Raw genomic sequence first — 18955 nt, 5'->3', positions numbered from 1 at the left:
CGGACGTTGACGGTTTTTTGACGCCCGCAGCGGCGCGGCATAGGATGTTGACCATGATCTCACTGTTGAAGGTCGCAGCGCCGCGACTGGACAAGACCCGCGAAGAGGCGGACAAGGTCGTCTCCTACGACCAATTGGATTCGACGCATGCCGAGGCCCGCCGCATGTTGGAACGCGGCGAGGTCGTGCTCTCCTCGGAGCGCGGCATCCCCGCCACCGTGATCGCCGCGGACTATCTGAGCAATGCGCTCGTGCGGTTCGGACGCCAATGGATCTGCGCGCCGGGCCGTTCGCTCACCGCCACGGCGGTCTTCCCCGTGCCGGCCGAGGTGGCGGACGACGAGATGGTCAACGGCTGGCTCGCGATCATCACGCAGCTGGCGGCCCTGGACGCGCTGGAGGGTGCCATCGACGCGTGCGGCGCGCTGCCGTGCGGTGACGACTTCGGGTTCACGCTCAAATGGCCGGACGACATCTACTGCCACGGGCTCAAAATCGGCGGCACGGTCGCGGAGACGATGCCGGTGCCGGGTGACGGGGAGACGCGCGCGCTGACGTGCAGCGTGGGCGCGAACCTGTTCATGCCGGCGGACCGGCTGCCCACGGCGAAGGCCACGTCGCTGCAGATGAACGTGGCGCCCCTGCCGCCCGTCGACGAGCTGCGCGACGAGATCATCTCCCGGTTCGTCGCGTCGATGCGCACGCGTCTGTCCGATTTCATCGCGATGCCGGTGGTGCAGTCGTCGCGTCTGCGTTCCGAGATGCGGCACGTGTGCTGGATGAAGGGCCGCGTGGTGGACGCGCAGCTGGTGGACGGTTCGAGCGTGCACGGCGTGGTGACGTCGCTCAACGACGACGCCTCGCTGAACGTGCGCACCGATTCTGGTGAGGAACGGGCGCTGCTGGCCAGCGAGGTGGGTGTACTGCGATGATCGCGGTTCCCGATTCCGTGGGGGTGGAAATCGGGAACCGGGGTCGGTCAGAGTCGGGCGAGACCCGCGGCGACGAGGGAGGCGACGACGGCCTTGACGGCGTCGCCGATGACGAAGCCCATCGAGGCGAGGGCCACGGCGGCGAGGGGCGCGCCGGTCATCGCGGACTGGACGATGAACCCGAACGCGTAGACCACCACGACGCCACCGAGGACGCTCGCGGCGAGATAACGCACGGCGGTGAGGGCCGTCGCCTTGATGTCGCGACCGTTCGACCGGCCCTTGACCAGCGCGATGACGACCACGCCGGGCAGGAAGCCGAGCAGGAAGCCGGCGCTCGGGCCGAACAGCGCCATGGTGGAGGAGCCGCCCGCGAACACGGGCAGGCCGGCCGCGCCGGCGGCCAGATAGGCGGCGACGGACGCGCCGGCCTGCCGCCAGGTGAGCATGAGCCCGGCGAGCATCACCACGAAGGTCTGCAGGGTGATCGGCACGGGCGTGCCGGGGATCGGGATGGCGCCGGCGGCGGACGACACCCACAGGAGCGCGAAGAACAGGGCGGGCTTCCAGGAGGCGCCGGCGGCGCGGCGGGCGACGGCCGCGGCCCTCGAGGCGGCGGTACGGGAGGTGGCTGGGGTGTTGGACTGCATGATGGTTCCCTTCTCGCGCGGGGCGCGGCGCCCCGGCTGGTCATGCCGCCGTCCGGGGCGACGCGCGATGGCGTGCGCCCGGCTCCCGGCTCCAGGTACGGCCGGGCTGGCGGTGTTGTCACCGAGGATAAATCCGCGAAGCTACGGTGACGTTTGTGGAAGGTAACAAAAGTTCAACGCCGGTTTTGTAGACGATTCGTTTGAAAGCGTCAAGAAATGAGAGCACAATCCTGACGGTATGGGGACTATCGTCAAGAAACTGCTCATCGCCAACCGTGGCGAGATCGCCCTGCGCGTGGTGAGGACCGCACGCGAGATGGGCATCGCCACCGTGGCCGTGTACGCCGAACAGGACCGCGACTCGCAATACGTCGACCTTGCGGACGAGGCGTACCTGCTGCCCGGCGACACCTATCAGGACACGTATCTCAACCAGGACCTGCTCGTGGACCTCATCCACCGGTCCGGCGCGGACGCCGTCCACCCGGGCTACGGCTTCCTCTCCGAGGTGCCGGAGTTCGCCGCCAAGGTCGAGGCGGCCGGCGCCATCTGGGTGGGTCCGCACCACACCGCGCTCACCGAGCTCGGAGACAAGATCACCGCGCGCCGCGTGGCCATGCGCGCCAAGGTGCCGCCGGTGCCCGGTCTGTCCGAATCGGTCAGGGACATCCGCACGCTGCTCGACTTCGCGCACACGCACGGCTACCCGATCATGATGAAGCGCACCGACGGCGGCGGAGGCCATGGCATCACCGTGGTGCGCGACGACGAGGAGCTGCGCCGCTTCTACACCAACCACGACGCGCTCGAAGGCGGCGACCTCGACGAATACTTCATCGAGAAGTTCATCGACAAGGCGCGCCACGTCGAGACGCAGTCCGGCCGCGACTCCCATGGCGACTTCACCGTCTATTCCACGCGCGACTGCTCGCTGCAGCGGCGCAACCAGAAGCTCGTCGAGGAGGCGCCCGCCCCGTTCCTGCCGGACAAGGTCGTCGAGACCCTGAAGGAGTACTCGCGCCGCCTGTTCGAGACCGTCGGCTACACGGGCCTCGGCACCTGCGAGTTCATGGTCACGCCGAACGGCAAGGTCTACTTCCTCGAGGTGAACCCGCGCCTGCAGGTCGAACACACCGTTTCCGAGGAGGTCTCCGGCCTCGACCTCGTGCGCGAGCAGCTCGTCATCGCCGCCGGCGGGCACCTCACGCCCGCGCCCGAGCCGCGCGGCCACAGCTTCGAGCTGCGCATCACCTCCGAGGATCCGGCCACGAACCTCACGCCCTCCGCCGGCACGCTGGAGCGCATCGTCTGGCCGTCCGGCCCCGGCGTGCGCATCGACACCGGCGTGGTGGAGGGCGACACCGTCTCCCCGAAGTTCGATTCGATGATGGGCAAGGTCGTCGTCACCGCGCAGAACCGCCTCGACGCGGTCGCCCGCGTGCGTCGCGTCCTCGACGAGATGGTCATCGAGGGCGTGCCCACGCCGATTCCGCTGTTCAAGCAGGTCTTCCGCGACGACGCGTTCACCGCCGAACACGGCCACCCGTTCGACGTGAGCACGAAATGGCTGGAACGCACGTACCTGAACCGCGGCGCGGCCGCCGCCCGCGCCGGCCAGCCCGCCTCGCTCACCGCGGACGCGGACGCCGGCAAGCCGGCGCCCACCGAGACGTTCGTCATCGAGATGAACGACCGTCGCGTCAAGCTCACCATCCCCGCGGACGTCGTCGACAACCTCACCGGCTCCGCCCGGGCGCGCGGCGCGCAACGGCCCACCCAGCCGCTGCGTGGCGCCGGCTCGCACGCCGCCGCCACGGCCCGCGCCGCCGACGACGGCGCGAAGTCGGGCGTCATCGCCTCCCCGATGCAGGCGGTCGTCACGCGCGTCAACGTGGCCCCCGGCCAGCAGGTGGCGAAGGGCGACCTGCTCGTCGTGCTGGAGTCCATGAAGATGGAGAACTACGTGTACGCGCCCGCGGCCGGCACGGTGACGAAGATCTTCGTCGGCCCCGCCGACGGCGTGGAGGCCGGTGACACGCTGGTCACGCTGGACGTGGTTGGGGCGTCCGGCTCGGCCGGCAAGCCGGCCCCCGCGGCCGCCGGAGCCGCCGGCGACAAGACGAAGGAGGCCTGAGATGACCGACATCGTGAACATGCCCGCCGTGCAGCAGGCCGTGAAACAACGCGTGGAACAGTCCACCGGAGCCGTGGAACACGGCGTGAAACAATCGGAGGCCTCGGCGTCGGCGGCGACCGCCGCGCCGGCCGCCAACGGACGCCAGCCGCTGCGCGCCGCCGTCATCCGCGCCGCCGAACTCGCGCGCGACGCCGAGAACCGCGCGCGCGACAAGCAGCACGCCAAGCACAAGCGCACCGCGCGCGAACGCCTCGACCTGCTGTTCGACGCCGGCACCTTCGAGGAGATCGGACGCTTCCAGGGCGGCGACATCAACGCCGGCAAGGCCGGCTCCGCCGTCATCACCGGTTTCGGCCTCGTCTACGGTCGCAAGGTCGCCGTCTACGCGCAGGACTTCTCCGTCAAGGGCGGCACGCTCGGCACCGCCGAAGGCGAGAAGATCTGCCACCTCATGGACATGGCCATCGCCCTGCGGATCCCGGTCGTCGCCATCGTCGACTCCGGCGGCGCGCGCATCCAGGAGGGCGTCGCCGCGCTCACCCAATACGGGCGCATCTTCCGCAAGACCTGCGAGGCCAGCGGCTTCATCCCGCAGATCTCCCTCATCCTCGGGCCCTGCGCCGGCGGCGCCGTCTACTGCCCGGCCCTGACCGACCTCATCATCATGACCCGCGAGAACTCGAACATGTTCGTCACCGGACCGGACGTGGTCAAGGCCGCCACCGGCGAGACCATCTCCATGGCCGACCTCGGCGGCGGCGACGTGCACAGCCGGAAATCCGGCGTCGCGCACTACCTCGGCGAGGACGAATCCGACGCCATCGACTACGCGCGCACCGTGCTCGCCTACCTGCCGTCCAACGCCGGCGAACAGCCGCCGGTCTACGCGTACGCCGCCACCCGCGCCGAACGCGACACCGCCAAGCGCCTCGCCGCCATCGTGCCCGACAACGACCGCCAGCCCTACGACATGATCGACGTGATCCGCTGCATCGTCGACTACGGCGAATTCGTGCAGGTGCACGAACGGTTCGCCGCCTCCGCGCTCGTCGGCTTCGCCTGCATCGACGGCCACCCCGTCGGCGTCGTCGCCAACCAGCCGAACGTCAACGCCGGCATCCTCGACGTCGACTCCTCCGAGAAGATCGCGCGCTTCGTGCGCCTGTGCGACGCGTTCAACCTGCCCGTCATCACCCTCGTGGACACGCCCGGCTACAAGCCCGGCGCCGAACAGGAGCACGCCGGCATCATCCGTCGCGGCGCCAAGGTCATCTACGCGTACGCCAACGCGCAGGTGCCGCTCGTCACCGTGGTGCTGCGCAAGGCGTTCGGCGGCGCATACATCGTGATGGGATCCAAGGCCATCGGCGCCGACATGAACTTCGCCTGGCCCAGCTCCCAGATCGCCGTGCTCGGAGCCGCCGGCGCGGTCAACATCATCCACCGCCACGACCTCGCCAAGGCCAAGGCCTCCGGCGGGGACGTGGAGGCGCTGCGCGCGAAGTACATCGCCGACTACGAATCCACCACCGTCAACGCGAACCTCTCGCTCGAACTCGGGCAGATCGACGCGATGATCGACCCCGAGCAGACGCGCGAGGCGATCGCCTCCTCGCTCGCCACCCTCGCCGGCAAACGCCGTGTGAGGCCGGTCGACAAGCACCATGGCAACCAGCCATTGTGACCCGCTCGGCAGGTCACAGCGCGAGGAGGACAGTCCAGTGGACTGTCCTCCGACGGAGCCATCCGCATGACGGAACGTAACCACAGACCTACGCAACAACCCGAAACGCAACACACAGATACACACAGATAGGAACACCAATGACCGCATTCTTCCTCAACCGCCTGGCCGCCGGCGAGCCGCACGCGCTCGCCTTCGCCGGACAATCCACGCCGTGGCCGTCCGCGCTTGCCGACCAGACCGCCGACCCCGACCTCGCCGACGCGCTCCACGCGCACGTCAAGGCCGCGGCGACCAAGCTCACCCCGGTGAACGCCGACCTGCTCGCCACCACCGGCAGGCCCGTCGACCTGTTCGGCTTCGAACCGAACCCGGCCCGCCTCGGCGCCGCCGCGGACGCCACCGCCTCCGTCGAAGGCATCGCCCTCACCCAGCTGGGCGCGCTCATCGACCTGCAGCACCTCGGCTACGACGTGGCCGCCGCCAAGCCGGCCGCCGTGCTCGGCCACTCGCAGGGCGTGCTCGCCGTGCACATGGTCAAGGCCATCGAAGCCGCCGGCTCCATCGAAGCCGCCGCGGACCAGATCGACGAGATCCTCGCCACCGCCGCCCTCATCGGCGCCGCCGGCACGCGCGCCGCCCGCGAACTCGCCCTCAACCCGCGCCACGGCGAAGCCACGCCGATGCTGTCCGTGCGCGGCGCCACCCGCGAACAGGTCGACCTGCTCGCCGCACGCGTGAACAACCCGCGCGGGCCCATCGCCGTCGCCGTGACCAACTCCGCCGACCACCACGTCATCTCCGGCTTCCCGGACGACCTCGCCGCCTTCGCCGTCGAAGTCGCCAAGGAGCACAGGAAGCAGGCCGCCCTGCGCGAAGGGAAGGTGCGCGGCGGCGCCGTGTTCGCGCCCGTCCTCGAATACCTCGACGTGACCCTGCCGTTCCACTCCCCGCTCATGAAGCCGGCCGTCGACCAGACCGTCGCCTGGGCGGAGACGTGCGGCTTCGACGCCGACCGCGCCCGCGCGCTCGCCGAGGAGGTGCTCCTCAACCACGTGGACTGGGCCTCCCGCGTGCGCGCCGCGCTCGAAGACAACGACCCCTCCACGCTGTGGATCGTGGACCTCGGCCCGGGCAACACGCTCGGCAAGCTCATCGGCAACGTGGCGCAGGGCACCGGCGTGGGCGTCGTCGAAGCCTCCACGCTGGCCGAACGCGCCGCGCTGTCCACCGCCACCGAGGAACCCTCCCGCACCCAGAACTGGAAGGCGTTCGCCCCGCGCGTGGCCCACACGCCCGCCGGCGACCGCCTCGTCACCAAGTTCTCCGAACTCACCGGCAAGCCGCCGGTGCTGCTGCCCGGCATGACCCCCACCACCGTGGACCCGGAGATCGTGGCGGCCGCCGCGAACGCCGGCTACTGGGCCGAGCTCGCCGGCGGCGGCCAGGTCACCGCCGAGGTGTTCGACCGTCACGTCGCCAAGCTCGAGGAGCTGCTCGACGAGGGCCGCACCGTCGAATTCAACGCGATGTTCATGGACCGCTACCTGTGGAACCTCCAGTTCGGCTCCACCCGCATCGTGCCGAAGAAGCGCGCGTCCGGCGCCCCCATCGACGGCGTCGTCGTCTCCGCCGGCGTGCCCGAACTCGACGAGGCCGTCGCGCTCATCGCGCAGCTGAGGAAGGACGGCCTGCCGTACGTGAGCTTCAAGCCCGGCACCGTCGACCAGATCCGCCAGGTCATTCGCATCGCCAAGGCCGTCGCCCCCACCGTCATCCTCATGCAGGTCGAAGGCGGCGCCGCGGGCGGCCACCACAGCTGGGAGTCGCTCGACGACCTGCTGACCTCCACGTACGCCGAGGTGCGCGCCTGCGCGAACCTCGTGCTCGTCGCCGGCGGCGGCATCGGCACGCCCGAACGCGCCGCCGACTACCTGTCTGGCGAATGGTCGCGCGCCTACGGCCTGCCCGACATGCCGGTCGACGGCGTGCTCGTCGGCACCGCCGTCATGACCGCCAAGGAGGCGCACACCAGCCCCGAGGTCAAGAAGCTGCTCGTCGCCACGCCCGGCATCACGCCCGAGACCGCCGCGGCCGCGGCCAAGACCGACCCGTTCGGCCCGGCCGGCGAGACGTGGGTGCCGTCCGGCAAGTCCGTGGGCGGCGTCGCCTCCGGCCTGAGCCACCTGCACGCCGACATCTACGAGGTGGAGAACGCCTCCGCCGCCTGCGGCCGCCTGCTCGTGCGCGTCATGAAGCACCCGGAGGAGCTCGAATCCCGCCGCGACGAGATTATCGCCGCGCTCGACAAGACCGCCAAGCCGTACTTCGGCGACCTCAAGACCATGACCTACCTCCAGTGGGCGCAGCGCTTCGCCGACCTCGCCTACCCGTGGGTCGACGACACGTACGCCGACCGCTTCCTCGACCTGCTGCACCGCATCGAGGCCCGCGTCGCCGACGTCGACTCCGGCAAGTTCGCCTCGAAGCTCGACGTGACGCGCGACGACGTCATCGCCGACCCGAAGCCGGCGCTGGAGGCGCTGGCGCAGGCGTACCCGCAGGCCGCCGAACTCAAGGTCACCCCCGCCGACGAGGCCTGGTTCCCGGTGCTCGTGCGCGAATACCCCAAGCCCATGCCGTTCGTGCCGGTCATCGACAACGACCTGCTGCGCTGGTGGGGCCAGGACCAGCTGTGGCAGTCCGAGGACCCGCGCTACTCCGCCGATTCCGTGCGCGTCATCCCCGGCCCGATCTCCGTGGCCGGCATCACCACCGTGGACGAGCCGGTGGCCGACATCCTCGGCCGCTTCGAGACCGCCGCCATCGAACGCGCGAAGACGCTCGCCGCGGACTCCGCCGAAACCACCTCCGCCGAACCGCTGTACGCGACGCTCGGCGAGGCCGTCAGCGCCGAGGACTACATCCGCAAGTCCCCGAACATCTCCTGGGTGGGCCACGTCACCGACAACCCCGCCTACGGCACCGCCCTCGGCGACAAGCACTACGAGATCCGCGCCGTCGACGAGACGAACGGCGAATATGACCTCGACATCCACCTCGACACCTACTGGGACGACGACCCGGACGGCGGCACGTCCAAGCACGCCGTGCGCGACATCGTCATCCCGCTCACCGTGCCGAAGGACGCCACCGGCGGCATGCCGATCGTCAACCGCGAACGCCTCATCCCCGACGTGTACGCGATGCTCGCCGCCACCGCCGGCATCGGCAACACCGCCATCACCGGCGACAAGCTCGTCGCGATGCCGGAGATCGAGACGGTGCCCGGACAGGAAACGGATGGCTCCGTCGTCGGACAGTCCACCGGACTGTCCTCCTCCTCGCGCGCTTCGCATGTAACGGCCGCTTCGCGTCCGTTTGGCGAAGCGCACGCCCACTACACCCTCTCCGCGAACCTCGGCTACGACCACGAGGCCGCGACCGGCGGCGCCCTGCCTGGAACCCTGAGGGCCTCGCGCATCGCGCCCGACGCGCTCGTCGGCCCCGCATGGCCGGCCATCTACGCGGCGCTCGGCTCCGTGTCCGTCCACGGCTACCCGGTCATCGAAGGCCTGCTCAACGCCGTCCACCTCGACCACCTCATCGAACTCGAGGAGACCGAGGACGAACTGCTGCAGCACGTCGGCGAAACCATCACGCTGGAATCGTGGGCCGAGGACTACGTCGAATCCGCCTCCGGACGCGTCGTCACCATCCACGTGACCCACACCGCCGCCGACGGCACCCTGCTCGCCCGCGAGACCGAACGCTTCGCCATCCGCGGCCGCGTCTACTCCGACGCGCTGCCGGCCGAAGCGCCGGAATACGGCGACTGGCTCGCCGCCCACCCCACCGCATCCGAGGAGGACGGCGAAGAGGAGACCAAGGTCCTGCCCACGCCGCGCCGACTCCTGCGCCGCGTCAAGGTGACCGCGCCGAACGACATGACCGCGTTCGCCCGCACCTCCGGCGACTTCAACCCCATCCACACCTCCAAGCGGGGCGCCGCCATCTCCGGCCTCGCCGCGCCGCTCGTGCACGGCATGTGGCTGTCCGCCACCGCACAGCACGCGGTCCAGGCGACCGACGACAAGGGCGCCCACTACGAGATCGCCGGCTGGACCTACAACATGTACGGCATGGTCCAGCTGAACGATGAGGTCGAGATCTCCGTGGAACGCGTCGGCAAGCTCGACCACGGCGGCATGGCCCTCGAGGTCACCTGCCGCATCGACGGCCAGCTCGTCTCCCGCGGCACCGCGCTCGTGCGCGCCCCCAAGGCCGCGTTCGTCTACCCCGGCCAAGGCATCCAGAAGCAGGGCATGGCCCTCGACGAGCGCGCCAAGTCGCCCGCCGCCCGCGACGTGTGGGAGCGCGCCGACAAGCTCACCCGCGCCAAGCTCGGCTTCTCGATCATCGCCCTCGTGCGCGATAACCCGAAGGAGCTCACCGCCAACGGCGTCACCTACCGCCACCCGGAGGGCCTGCTCAACCTCACCCAGTTCACGCAGGTGGCGCTCGCCACCGTGGCGTTCGCCCAGACCGCGCGTCTGCGCGAATCCGGCAGCGACATCTGGCCCGCCTACTTCGCCGGCCATTCGCTCGGCGAATACAACGCCCTTTCGGCGTTCGCCGGCGTGATCCCGCTGGAGACCGTGCTCGAGCTCGTGTTCCACCGCGGCTCCACCATGCACCACCTCATCGAACGCGACGCGCAGGGCCGCTCCAACTACCGCATGGGCGCGCTGCGCCCGAACCAGTTCGGTGTGGACGACGCGCACGTCAAGGCGTACGTCGAATCCGTGGCCGAGGCGAGCGGCGAGTTCCTGCAGATCGTCAACTACAACCTGGCCGGCGCGCAGTACGCGATCGCCGGCACCATCGCCGGCCTCAAGGCCCTGCAGGCGGACGCCAACCGCCGTGCCAAGGAGGCGGGCGGCAAGCCGGCGTTCATGCTCGTGCCCGGCATCGACGTGCCGTTCCACTCCACGCTCTTGCGCAAGGGCGTGCCGGAGTTCCGCGACAAGCTCGACGCGCTGCTCCCGCAGCACATCGACTACCGCGGACGCCTCGTCGGCCGCTACATCCCGAACCTCGTGGCCGCGCCGTTCGAAATGACCAAGGAGTTCGCCGCGAAGATCCTCGAGGTCGTGCCCTCCGAGCGCATCAAGGAGGCGCTCGACGACCCGGCCGTGTGGGATTCCTATGCCGCCGACGACCAGAAGCTCGGCCGCCTGCTGCTCACCGAACTGCTCTCCTGGCAGTTCGCCTCCCCGGTGCGCTGGATCGAGACTCAGTCCCTGCTGTTCCGCAAGGCCGCGCAGGGCGGGCTCGGCGTGGAGGAGTACGTGGAGGTCGGCCTCGGCAACGCCCCGACCCTCGCGAACCTCGGCACCAAGACCCTGCGTCTGCCCGAGTTCTCCAACACCGACGTCACCGTGTACAACGTGGGCCGCGACGAAGGCCGCGTGTATATGACCGACTCCGATTCCCTCGTGCCCGACGAGCCGGAGGAGAGCGCCGAGGCCGCATCCGCGGCTCCGGCCACGAAGGCCGAGACCGCGCCCGCCGGCGGTTCCGCCGTCGCCAAGCTCGGTTCCGCCGCTCCGGCGGTGCCGGCTGCGGCTCCGGCTCCGGCCGCCGCCCCCGCTCCAGTCGATCCGGCCGCCGCCGATTCCGGCTCCGCGGCGAACGGTCCGGCGGCCGACCTGCCGTTCAAGGCGTCCGACGCAATCGGCGTGCTCATGGCCTACTCCGCCAAGCTGCGCCTCGACCAGATCGGTGCGTCCGACACCACCGACACGCTCACCAACGGCGTCTCCTCCCGCCGCAACCAGCTGCTCATGGACATCAGCTCCGAACTGGGCGTGGCCAGCGTGGACGGCGCCGCCGAAGCCACGCTCGACCAGCTCGCCGCGCTCGTCAACAAGGTCGCCCCGAACTACAAGCCGTTCGGCCCGGTCCTGTCCGAAGCGATCCGCGACCGTCTGCGCGCCCTGTTCGGCGCCGCAGGCGTCAAGCCCGCGCACATCCGCGAACGTGTGACCGGCGTGTGGGGCCTCGGCGAAGGCTGGGTGGCCGCCACCACCGCGGCGCTGCTGCTCGACACCCGCGAAGGCGCCAGCTCCCGCGGCGGCGACCTCGCCAAGCTACCCACCGGCGCCGCCGCCAACGCGGCCGCCGCCGACCAGCTCATCGACGACGCCGTGACGCTCGTCGGCCAGACCAAGGGCGTGCCGGTCTCCAAGCCGTCCGCCGGCGGTTCCGCCGGTGGCGCCGTGGTCGACTCCGCCGCGCTCGACGCGTTCGCCGAGAAGGTCACCGGCTCCAACGGCGTGCTCGCCGCCACCGCCCGCTTCGTGCTGAACGAGCTCGGTGTGGCCGCCCCGGCCCCCGAACCGGGCGAGGACGGGAACGCCGCCGTGGTCGCGGCCGTCGAAGCCGAACTCGGTTCCGACTGGCCGAAGCAGGTGGAACCCCGCTTCGACGCCGCCAAGGCCATCCTCTTCGACGACCGCTGGGCCTCCGCCCGCGAGGACCTCGCCCGCGCGTTCTACGAGCACGATGCCGCCGCGCTCGACGGCTCGTTCGTCGGCCTCGGCAAGGCCGTCGCCGACGAAGCCAAGTGGTTCGCCGCGCAAGTGTCGCGACGCCACGAAGACTCGTTCGCGGTCACCGACGTGTTCGTCCCGGCCGGTGAGACCGACGACACGTTCGTCAACCTTGCCGACGAGTTCACCCGCATCGCCACCGAAGCCCTCGAACCGGCCTCGGCCGATGAGACCGCGTCCCGCTTCGCGGGCGACGTGGCCGTCGTCACCGGCGTGAGCCCGAACTCGATCGCCGCACAGGTGGTCGAAGGCCTGCTCGCCGGCGGCGCCACCGTCATCGCCACCTCGCACAGCTTCAAGCCGTCCATCAAGGCGTGGGCCAAGCAGGCGTACCGTTCGCACGCGGCCGGAAACGCCAGGCTCAGGCTCGTGCCCGCGAACCTGTCCAGCTTCCGCGACGTGGACGCGCTCGCGGACTGGGTGGGCCACGTGCAGAAGAAGGTGAACGGCGCGACCACCACCATCCTCAAGCCTGCCTACGAACCCACCCTGTTCTTCCCGTTCGCCGCCCCGCCGGTCCACGGCACGCTCGCCGATTCCGGCGAACTGTTCGAATCGCAGGCCCGCCTCATGCTGTGGGGCGTCGAGCGTGCGATCGCCGGACTGTCGAAGATCGGCGCCGACACCGACGTGCAGCACAAGCTGCACGTGGTCCTGCCCGGCTCCCCGAACCGCGGCCGCTTCGGCGGCGACGGCGCGTACGGCGAAGTCAAGTCGGCCTTCGACGCGATCGTCAACCGCGCCCGCGCCGAACGCGACGCATGGTCCAACCGCGTCACCTTCGCCCACCCGAAGATCGGCTGGGTGCGCGGCACCGGCCTCATGGGCGGCAACGACCCGCTCGTCGCCGTCGTCGAACGCCACGGCATCCACACGTACTCCACCGCACAGATTGCCGCCAAACTGCTCGACCTGTGCACGGCGGACGCGCGCAAGGCGGCCGTCGAAGCGCCGCTCGACGTGGACCTGACCGGCGGACTCGGCGACACGTCCATCGACATCAAGGCGCTCAGGGCGGAGGCGGAGGCCGACGCCGCGAAGGCCGCCGAAACGACGGCGGAGACCGAAACCGACGCCGCGTCGAAGGACGAGACACTCATCAAGGCGCTGCCCACGCCGCACGTCCCGCACCAGCCGCACGTCGACCTGAACGACTGGACCGGCGTCACCGCCCGCCCGGAGGACGAGATCGTCATCGTCTCCGTCGGCGAACTCGGCCCGTGGGGTTCCGGCCGCACGCGCGCCCAGGCCGAACTCGGCATCCACCCGGACGGCACCGTCGACCTCAACGCCGGCGCCGTGCTCGAACTCGCCTGGAACATGGGCCTGCTCACCTGGCAGGACAGCCCGAAGCCCGGCTGGTACGACACTGACGGCGAACTCGTGCCCGAGGAGGACATCGCCGGACGCTACCACGACGAGGTCGTGGCCCGCTCCGGCATCCGCCCGTTCGAAGAGGGCATGGGCAACGACTACAAGGACGGCGCCGACGAGGAGGAGGCCGAGGTCTACCTCGACCACGACGTCACCTTCTCCGTGCCCACCGAGCAGGTCGCCCGCGAATACGTCAAGCTCGACGAGGCCCACACGTCCATCGCCAAGGACGCCGAATCCGGCGAATGGAACGTGACCCGCCACGCCGGCTCGATGATTCGCGTGCCGCGCCGCGCCGCCATGACCCGCACGGTCGGCGGCCAGTTCCCGAAGGGCTTCGACCCGGTCAAGTGGGGCATCCCCGCCTCCATGGTGGGCGACGTCGACAAGATCGCGCTGTGGAACATCGTCACCACCGTGGACGCCTACCTGTCCGCCGGATTCAACCCGGCCGAGATCCTCCAGGCGATCCACCCCTCGCTGGTGGCGAGCACGCAGGGCACCGGCTTCGGCGGCATGGCCTCGATGCGCAAGCTCTACCTCGACCGGTTCCTCAACCACGAGATCCCGACCGACATCCTCCAGGAGGCGCTGCCGAACGTCGTCGCCGCACACGTCATGCAGAGCTACATCGGCGGCTACGGCAACATGATCCAGCCGGTCTCCGCCTGCGCCACCGCCGCGGTGTCGCTGGAGGAGGGCGCCGACAAGATCGCGCTCGGCAAGGCCGACTTCGTCGTCACCGGCGCGATCGACGACATCGGCGTCGAATCCGTCATCGGCTTCGGCAACATGAACGCGACCGCCAACTCCGCCGAGATGTACGGCAAGGGCATCGACGCGCGCTTCTTCAGCCGCGCGAACGACCGTCGCCGCGGCGGGTTCCTTGAATCCCAGGGCGGCGGCACGATCCTGCTGACGCGTGGCGACATCGCGTTGAAGCTGGGCCTGCCGGTCGCCGGCGTCATCGGCTTCATCCACTCCTACGCGGACGGCGCCCACACGTCGATCCCGGCCCCGGGCCTCGGCGCGCTCGCCGCCGGCCTCGGCGGACGCGACTCGAAGCTGGTCCACGACCTCGCCAAGCTCGGCGTCACGCCGGACGACATCGCCGTGGTCTCCAAGCACGACACGTCCACCAACGCGAACGATCCGAACGAGTCCGAGCTGCACAACACGCTCGCCCACGCGATCGGCCGCACCGACGGCAACCCGCTGTTCGTCATCTCGCAGAAGACCCTCACCGGCCATGCGAAGGGCGGCGCCTGCGTCTTCCAGGTCAACGGCCTCACGCAGCTGTTCGCCTCCGGCGTCATCCCGGCGAACGCCTCGCTCGACTGTGTCGACCCGAAGCTCGCGAAGGACGACCACATGGTGTGGCTGCGCGAACCGCTGCGCATCGGCGGCGGCGAGGACGCGTTCGGCCGCGTCGCGGAGGGTCGTCCGGTCAAGGCGGGGCTCGCCACGTCGCTCGGCTTCGGGCACGTCTCCGGCTTCGTCGCGCTCGTCAACCCGGGCGCGTTCGAGGCCGCCGTGGCGAAGACCGAAGGCTCGGAGGCCCTGGAGCAGTGGCGCGAACGCGCCAACGCGCGTCTGGCCGCCGGCCAGCGCCGCCTCGAGGAGGGCATGATGGGCCGCGCCGCGCTGTACGAGCCGATCGACAACCGCCGCTTCCGCGAGGACGGCACGAAGCTCGCGGACGGCACGCGCTACGACGCCCACGAGGTCGAGAAGGCCATGCTGCTCGACCCGAACGCCCGTCTCGGCGCGTCCGGCTACTTCGAGGCCTGATCCCGTCCCGGCTCCCGGGGGCCGCAAGGCATGACGAAAGCCCTTCCGTGGTGGAATCCTCAGCGGAGGTTCCACCACGGAAGGGCTTTCCGTGTTGCAAGGGGTACATTCGTGGCCTTGCAGGGCTCTATCTGCTCTATGAGGGGTGCCGCTCATCCGCAAGACGGCTTTCCCGCAACGTCATTCCGCCGTTCCGGGGTCGTTGTACTTCGGTCAACAACCCCTTGTAACGCAGATGGATGTCCGCGAGATGCCGGATGTACCCCTTATAGCTGGGATGGGTCGGGCGCTCAGCGGATGCCGTGCAGTTCCCGGACGACGGCCTCGCCGTCGAGACGCTCCACGACGAGCGGCGAGGAGAAGCCGTCGTCGGCCATTCCGTCGCAGTCGAAGAGGATCGCGCCCGCATCCTCGCCGTCGTTGACGAACACCTCGGCCACACCGCGGTCGTAGAACACCTCCACGCGCTCCACGCGACCGGTGGCGGACACGTAGTCGAAGCCGTCCGTGGGCAGGCCGGCGGTGGTGAGGTGCACGCGCTCGCCGTCGCACGTGAGGTTCAGGAACGCCGGCACGACGGAGCCGTCCTGCTGGGTGCGCGTGCCGGAGACCAGCGTCATGGAGAGCGGATCGCCCTGCTGTTCCGCGGCGTCTGCGGCGTCCTGCGTCAGGCGGATGTCCGCGTAGTACGCGCCGCGCGGCGCGTCGACGACCACGGGCCGGCGCGGGTCGATGCCTTCGGCGGGGATCTCGGCGAGCACGTCGCCGACGAGCAGGTCATAGACCTCGTCCACCGGACGGGAGACCATGCGGCCGTCACGCACATGCAGCTCGCGCGGCAGGCTCATCACGCCGTTCGCGTGGGTCTCGCGCTCGATGCGCACGCCGAACCAGTCGCACAGCCAGCCGATCGCGATGCGGCGGTCCACGGGCGTGCCGTCCTCTGCCACATGACGGTCGCGGAACGACTGCACCGCGTAATAGCAGGAGCCGAAATCGCACCAGCCGGTCTCGGCCACGGCCAGACACGGGGAGGCCGCGTTTTCGAGAGTGTTTTCGACGGAACCCGCGTACCAACGGATCGGCTGGAAGCGGCCCGTGTGGTCATGCAGGTGCATGAGCGAGCCCACCGCCACCGCGGAGCCGTCCAGACCGAACACGTCCGGGCACTCGTAGGTGAACGATTCGGCGAGCCCCGTCTCGAACAGCAGCGGGCCCGCATACTCCCAGGCCTGGGCGTCCGTGCGGCCGTCGGCGGCGCGGAACAGCGCCAGCGCGGGCGTGTGCGCCATGTCCGGCGTCTGCTCGCCGGCCGCGGCGAACCCGCCTTCGCCGAACCAGTAGTCGCCCTCCGCCGGACGCGGCGTGGAGCCGGGCTCGCCGGCCGCCGGCGCCTGGTCGGACGGCAGGTTCGTCGCCACCACGATGACCGGGGTGGGGGTGTCGGGGGAGGAGGTGACGGCGGAAGTGGCGGAAGTGGTGGCGGGCGTCACAGCAGACGTCACGGAGGACGCCACGGAGGACATGGACGGGTCGAGGAACGTGTCGTCAAGCTTCGGATCGCGGAAGTCGAAGCCCATGTCGTCCACGGGACGGCGGATCGCCTCCGTCTCCGGGCCGAACGTCACGCCGTCGCGGCTCACCGTCGTCGTCTGGAACTCGATGACGGACGTGCGGTCGCCGCGACGCTCCCAATGACGGGTCAGATACGCGCGGATTGCGCTCGCCTCGTCGCCCGGCATGATACGGCCGTCGTCGTCGACGGTCACCGCCGAACCGGAGAACGCGCCGCCGGCCAGATCCGGCTCGCGCGTGAGGTCCGGCTGCGGCAGCAGCGCCACCGGCAGGTCGGTCCAATGCACGAGGTCGCGGCTCACCGCATGGCCCCAATGCATGTCGTCCCAGTTCCAGCCGTACGGGTTGAACTGGTAGAAGAGGTGGTAGCGGCCCTGGAAGCGGCACAGGCCGTTCGGATCGTTCATCCAATGCTGCGCCGGCTCGAAATGCGCGTCCGGACGGTAGGCCGTGGCGCGCGTGTCCGGCGTGACGATGCGGATGCCGCGGTCGATGAGGTCGTCGCCGCCGGTGAGATACGCGAAGCCGAGCTCGAGGCCCTCGACGTGCAGCGTGTAGCGCGCGGCCGGATCGATGGGCAGGGTGATGCGGCCGCGGCGCTCTTCGCGCGTCAGGGTCGCTTCGAGGGGAGCGGTGGTGGTTGCGGCGGTGGTTGCGGTGGCGTCGGTGTCGGCGGTTGCGTCCGGCGCGATCGGGGTCAGACGCAGGAGTCCCGGCCGGTCGCCGTCCCCGGCGTACGCGACGAACGCCTCGAAGGCCGTGTAGCCGTCGGCGGCGATGACGGTGCCGTCGGACGGCGCGGCGGTGGCGGAAGTGGTGACGGTGGTCATTGATGCTCCTTTGCATGGACGGGCCGACCTGCTCGTGGCGGTCGGTGCCGGCGGGAACTGCGGCCGTTGGATGGTTCCGGGGGAGTCGGCGGGCGATCGCCGGACGGTTGCCAATATAGCGGTTGCGGATATGAATGAGGCCGGATGGGTGAAAAAGGGGAAAGAACCCATCCGGCGAGTATGTGTGGCGGGGAGGGGAGGAGGCGCTGGACCTGCGGCCCGAAGCGACTCCCCTCCCCGGGGGATTGTGAGTGGTTGGTAGTTTCCTCGCGGCTGTCGCCGCTCGGCTGACGCTACAAACAGTCCACCGGACTGTTTGCTTGACGCGTCGGTCCTGCGATTGAGGACTCGCCTTCGGCGAGGCTCAGTGTTTCCTCGCGGCTGTCGCTACAAACAGCCCACAGGGCTGTTTGCTTGACGCGTCAGCCCTTGACGCCGGAGGAGGCGATGGAGCTGACGAACTGCTTCTGGAAGATGACGAACACAATGATGATCGGGACGGTGATCAGCGAGCTGTACGCCATGATCTGGCCCCACGAGGTGGTCATCTGCTGGAAGTACTGCACGCCGATCATCACCGGGCGCAGGCTCTCGGACTGCACCACCATGAGCGGCCACACGTACTGGTTCCACATCGGCAGGAAGCTCAGGATCACCACGGTGGCGGTGGCCGGGCCGGAGAGCGGCATGATGATGCGCGAGTAGATGCGGAACCAGCCGGCGCCGTCCACGCGGGCGGCCTCGTCGAGGTCCTTCGGAATCGTCTCGAAGTACTGCATGTACAGGTAGATGGAGAACGCGTTCGCGATGAACGGGACGATCTGCACCGGCATCGTGTCGATCCAGCCGCGGGTGAAGTACAGGCCGAACTGGTCGACGGCCGGACGCGGCAGCTGGTTGACCCACCACAGCAGCGGGATGGCGTACGTCTCGAACGGCACCATGAGGGTGGCGAGGATGAAGGTGAAGATGACCTTCTTGCCGCGCACCTGGAGGCGCTGCAGGGCGAACGCGGCCATCGAGTTGACGATGACGCCGAGGACCACGGTCACCAGGGTGATGATCACCGAGTTCATGAGGAACGTGGCGGCCGGCACACGGGTGAACACCTGCGCGTAGTTGTCGAGGCTGATGTGGCCCACCGGCAGGAACGCCTTGAACGAGCCCAGGTCCGCCATGATCTCATCGTCCGGCTTGAACGAGCTGACCACCATGAAGATCAGCGGGAAGGCGAACAGGCAGGCGAACAGGATGCGCACGATCCATCCGCCCACGGTCAGGCGGTTGTGCTTGTAGGCGACCTTCTTGGACTCCTTGGCCGCGCGCTTGTCATGCGCGGTGGTTGCGGTTGCGTTGCTCATTGGAAAC

7 protein-coding genes are annotated in these 18955 nt (G+C 69.7%); 4 read left to right on the top strand and 3 right to left on the bottom strand.

What is annotated here, in order from left to right:
* Window positions 1-53: 53 nt before the first annotated feature.
* Entirely contained in the window at window positions 54-932 is an 879-nt protein-coding gene (locus JS531_RS06845) for a biotin--acetyl-CoA-carboxylase ligase (protein WP_214314398.1), read from the top strand.
* 47 nt (window positions 933-979) lie between these two features.
* Here the strand turns inward: JS531_RS06845 and JS531_RS06840 are convergent, their stop codons facing one another.
* Window positions 980-1582 (bottom strand): biotin transporter BioY, encoded by a 603-nt coding sequence (locus tag JS531_RS06840; RefSeq protein ID WP_214314396.1) that lies wholly within the window; start codon window positions 1580-1582, stop codon window positions 980-982.
* 238 nt (window positions 1583-1820) lie between these two features.
* Here JS531_RS06840 and JS531_RS06835 point away from each other — a divergent pair, with 238 nt between their 5' ends.
* The 3 genes from JS531_RS06835 (at window position 1821) to JS531_RS06825 (ending at window position 15182) form a co-directional block, all read left to right on the top strand.
* Window positions 1821-3716, top strand: a complete 1896-nt coding sequence (locus JS531_RS06835) for a biotin carboxylase N-terminal domain-containing protein (protein ID WP_214314394.1) — start codon at window positions 1821-1823, stop codon at window positions 3714-3716.
* Window position 3717: 1 nt separating this feature from the next.
* A complete protein-coding gene (locus tag JS531_RS06830; protein WP_214314392.1) occupies window positions 3718-5403 on the top strand; it encodes an acyl-CoA carboxylase subunit beta in 1686 nt (561 codons plus the stop codon).
* A gap of 140 nt (window positions 5404-5543) precedes the next feature.
* Window positions 5544-15182: a type I polyketide synthase gene (locus tag JS531_RS06825; protein ID WP_214314390.1), complete on the top strand. Its 9639-nt coding sequence runs from the start codon at window positions 5544-5546 to the stop codon at window positions 15180-15182.
* 290 nt (window positions 15183-15472) lie between these two features.
* On the opposite strand, the gene JS531_RS06820 is transcribed toward JS531_RS06825, so the two are convergent.
* Together JS531_RS06820 and JS531_RS06815 are read right to left on the bottom strand one after the other, a co-directional pair.
* Window positions 15473-17587, bottom strand: coding sequence for a glycoside hydrolase family 32 protein (locus JS531_RS06820; RefSeq protein ID WP_276313205.1), 2115 nt, complete (start codon window positions 17585-17587; stop codon window positions 15473-15475).
* A 422-nt stretch (window positions 17588-18009) separates the two neighbouring features.
* Window positions 18010-18948: a carbohydrate ABC transporter permease gene (locus JS531_RS06815; RefSeq protein ID WP_214314386.1), complete on the bottom strand. Its 939-nt coding sequence runs from the start codon at window positions 18946-18948 to the stop codon at window positions 18010-18012.
* Window positions 18949-18955 lie beyond the last annotated feature (7 nt).

Origin of the sequence: Bifidobacterium sp. CP2 (assembly GCF_018555635.1) — a bacterium.
In the GTDB taxonomy this organism is placed as follows: Bacteria; Actinomycetota; Actinomycetes; order Actinomycetales; family Bifidobacteriaceae; genus Bifidobacterium; species Bifidobacterium saguinibicoloris.
Note: the sequence above shows the minus strand (reverse complement) of the source record. Positions and strands in the feature narration are given on the sequence as shown.

What these genes read in the sequence shown, in the direction of transcription:
- JS531_RS06845 (WP_214314398.1), top strand. Translation starts at nt 54, where the DNA reads ATGATCTCACTGTTGAAGGTCGCAGCGCCGCGACTGGACAAGACCCGC.
- JS531_RS06840 (WP_214314396.1), bottom strand. Translation starts at nt 1,582, where the DNA reads ATGCAGTCCAACACCCCAGCCACCTCCCGTACCGCCGCCTCGAGGGCC.
- JS531_RS06835 (WP_214314394.1), top strand. Translation starts at nt 1,821, where the DNA reads ATGGGGACTATCGTCAAGAAACTGCTCATCGCCAACCGTGGCGAGATC.
- JS531_RS06830 (WP_214314392.1), top strand. Translation starts at nt 3,718, where the DNA reads ATGACCGACATCGTGAACATGCCCGCCGTGCAGCAGGCCGTGAAACAA.
- JS531_RS06825 (WP_214314390.1), top strand. Translation starts at nt 5,544, where the DNA reads ATGACCGCATTCTTCCTCAACCGCCTGGCCGCCGGCGAGCCGCACGCG.
- JS531_RS06820 (WP_276313205.1), bottom strand. Translation starts at nt 17,587, where the DNA reads ATGACCACCGTCACCACTTCCGCCACCGCCGCGCCGTCCGACGGCACC.
- JS531_RS06815 (WP_214314386.1), bottom strand. Translation starts at nt 18,948, where the DNA reads ATGAGCAACGCAACCGCAACCACCGCGCATGACAAGCGCGCGGCCAAG.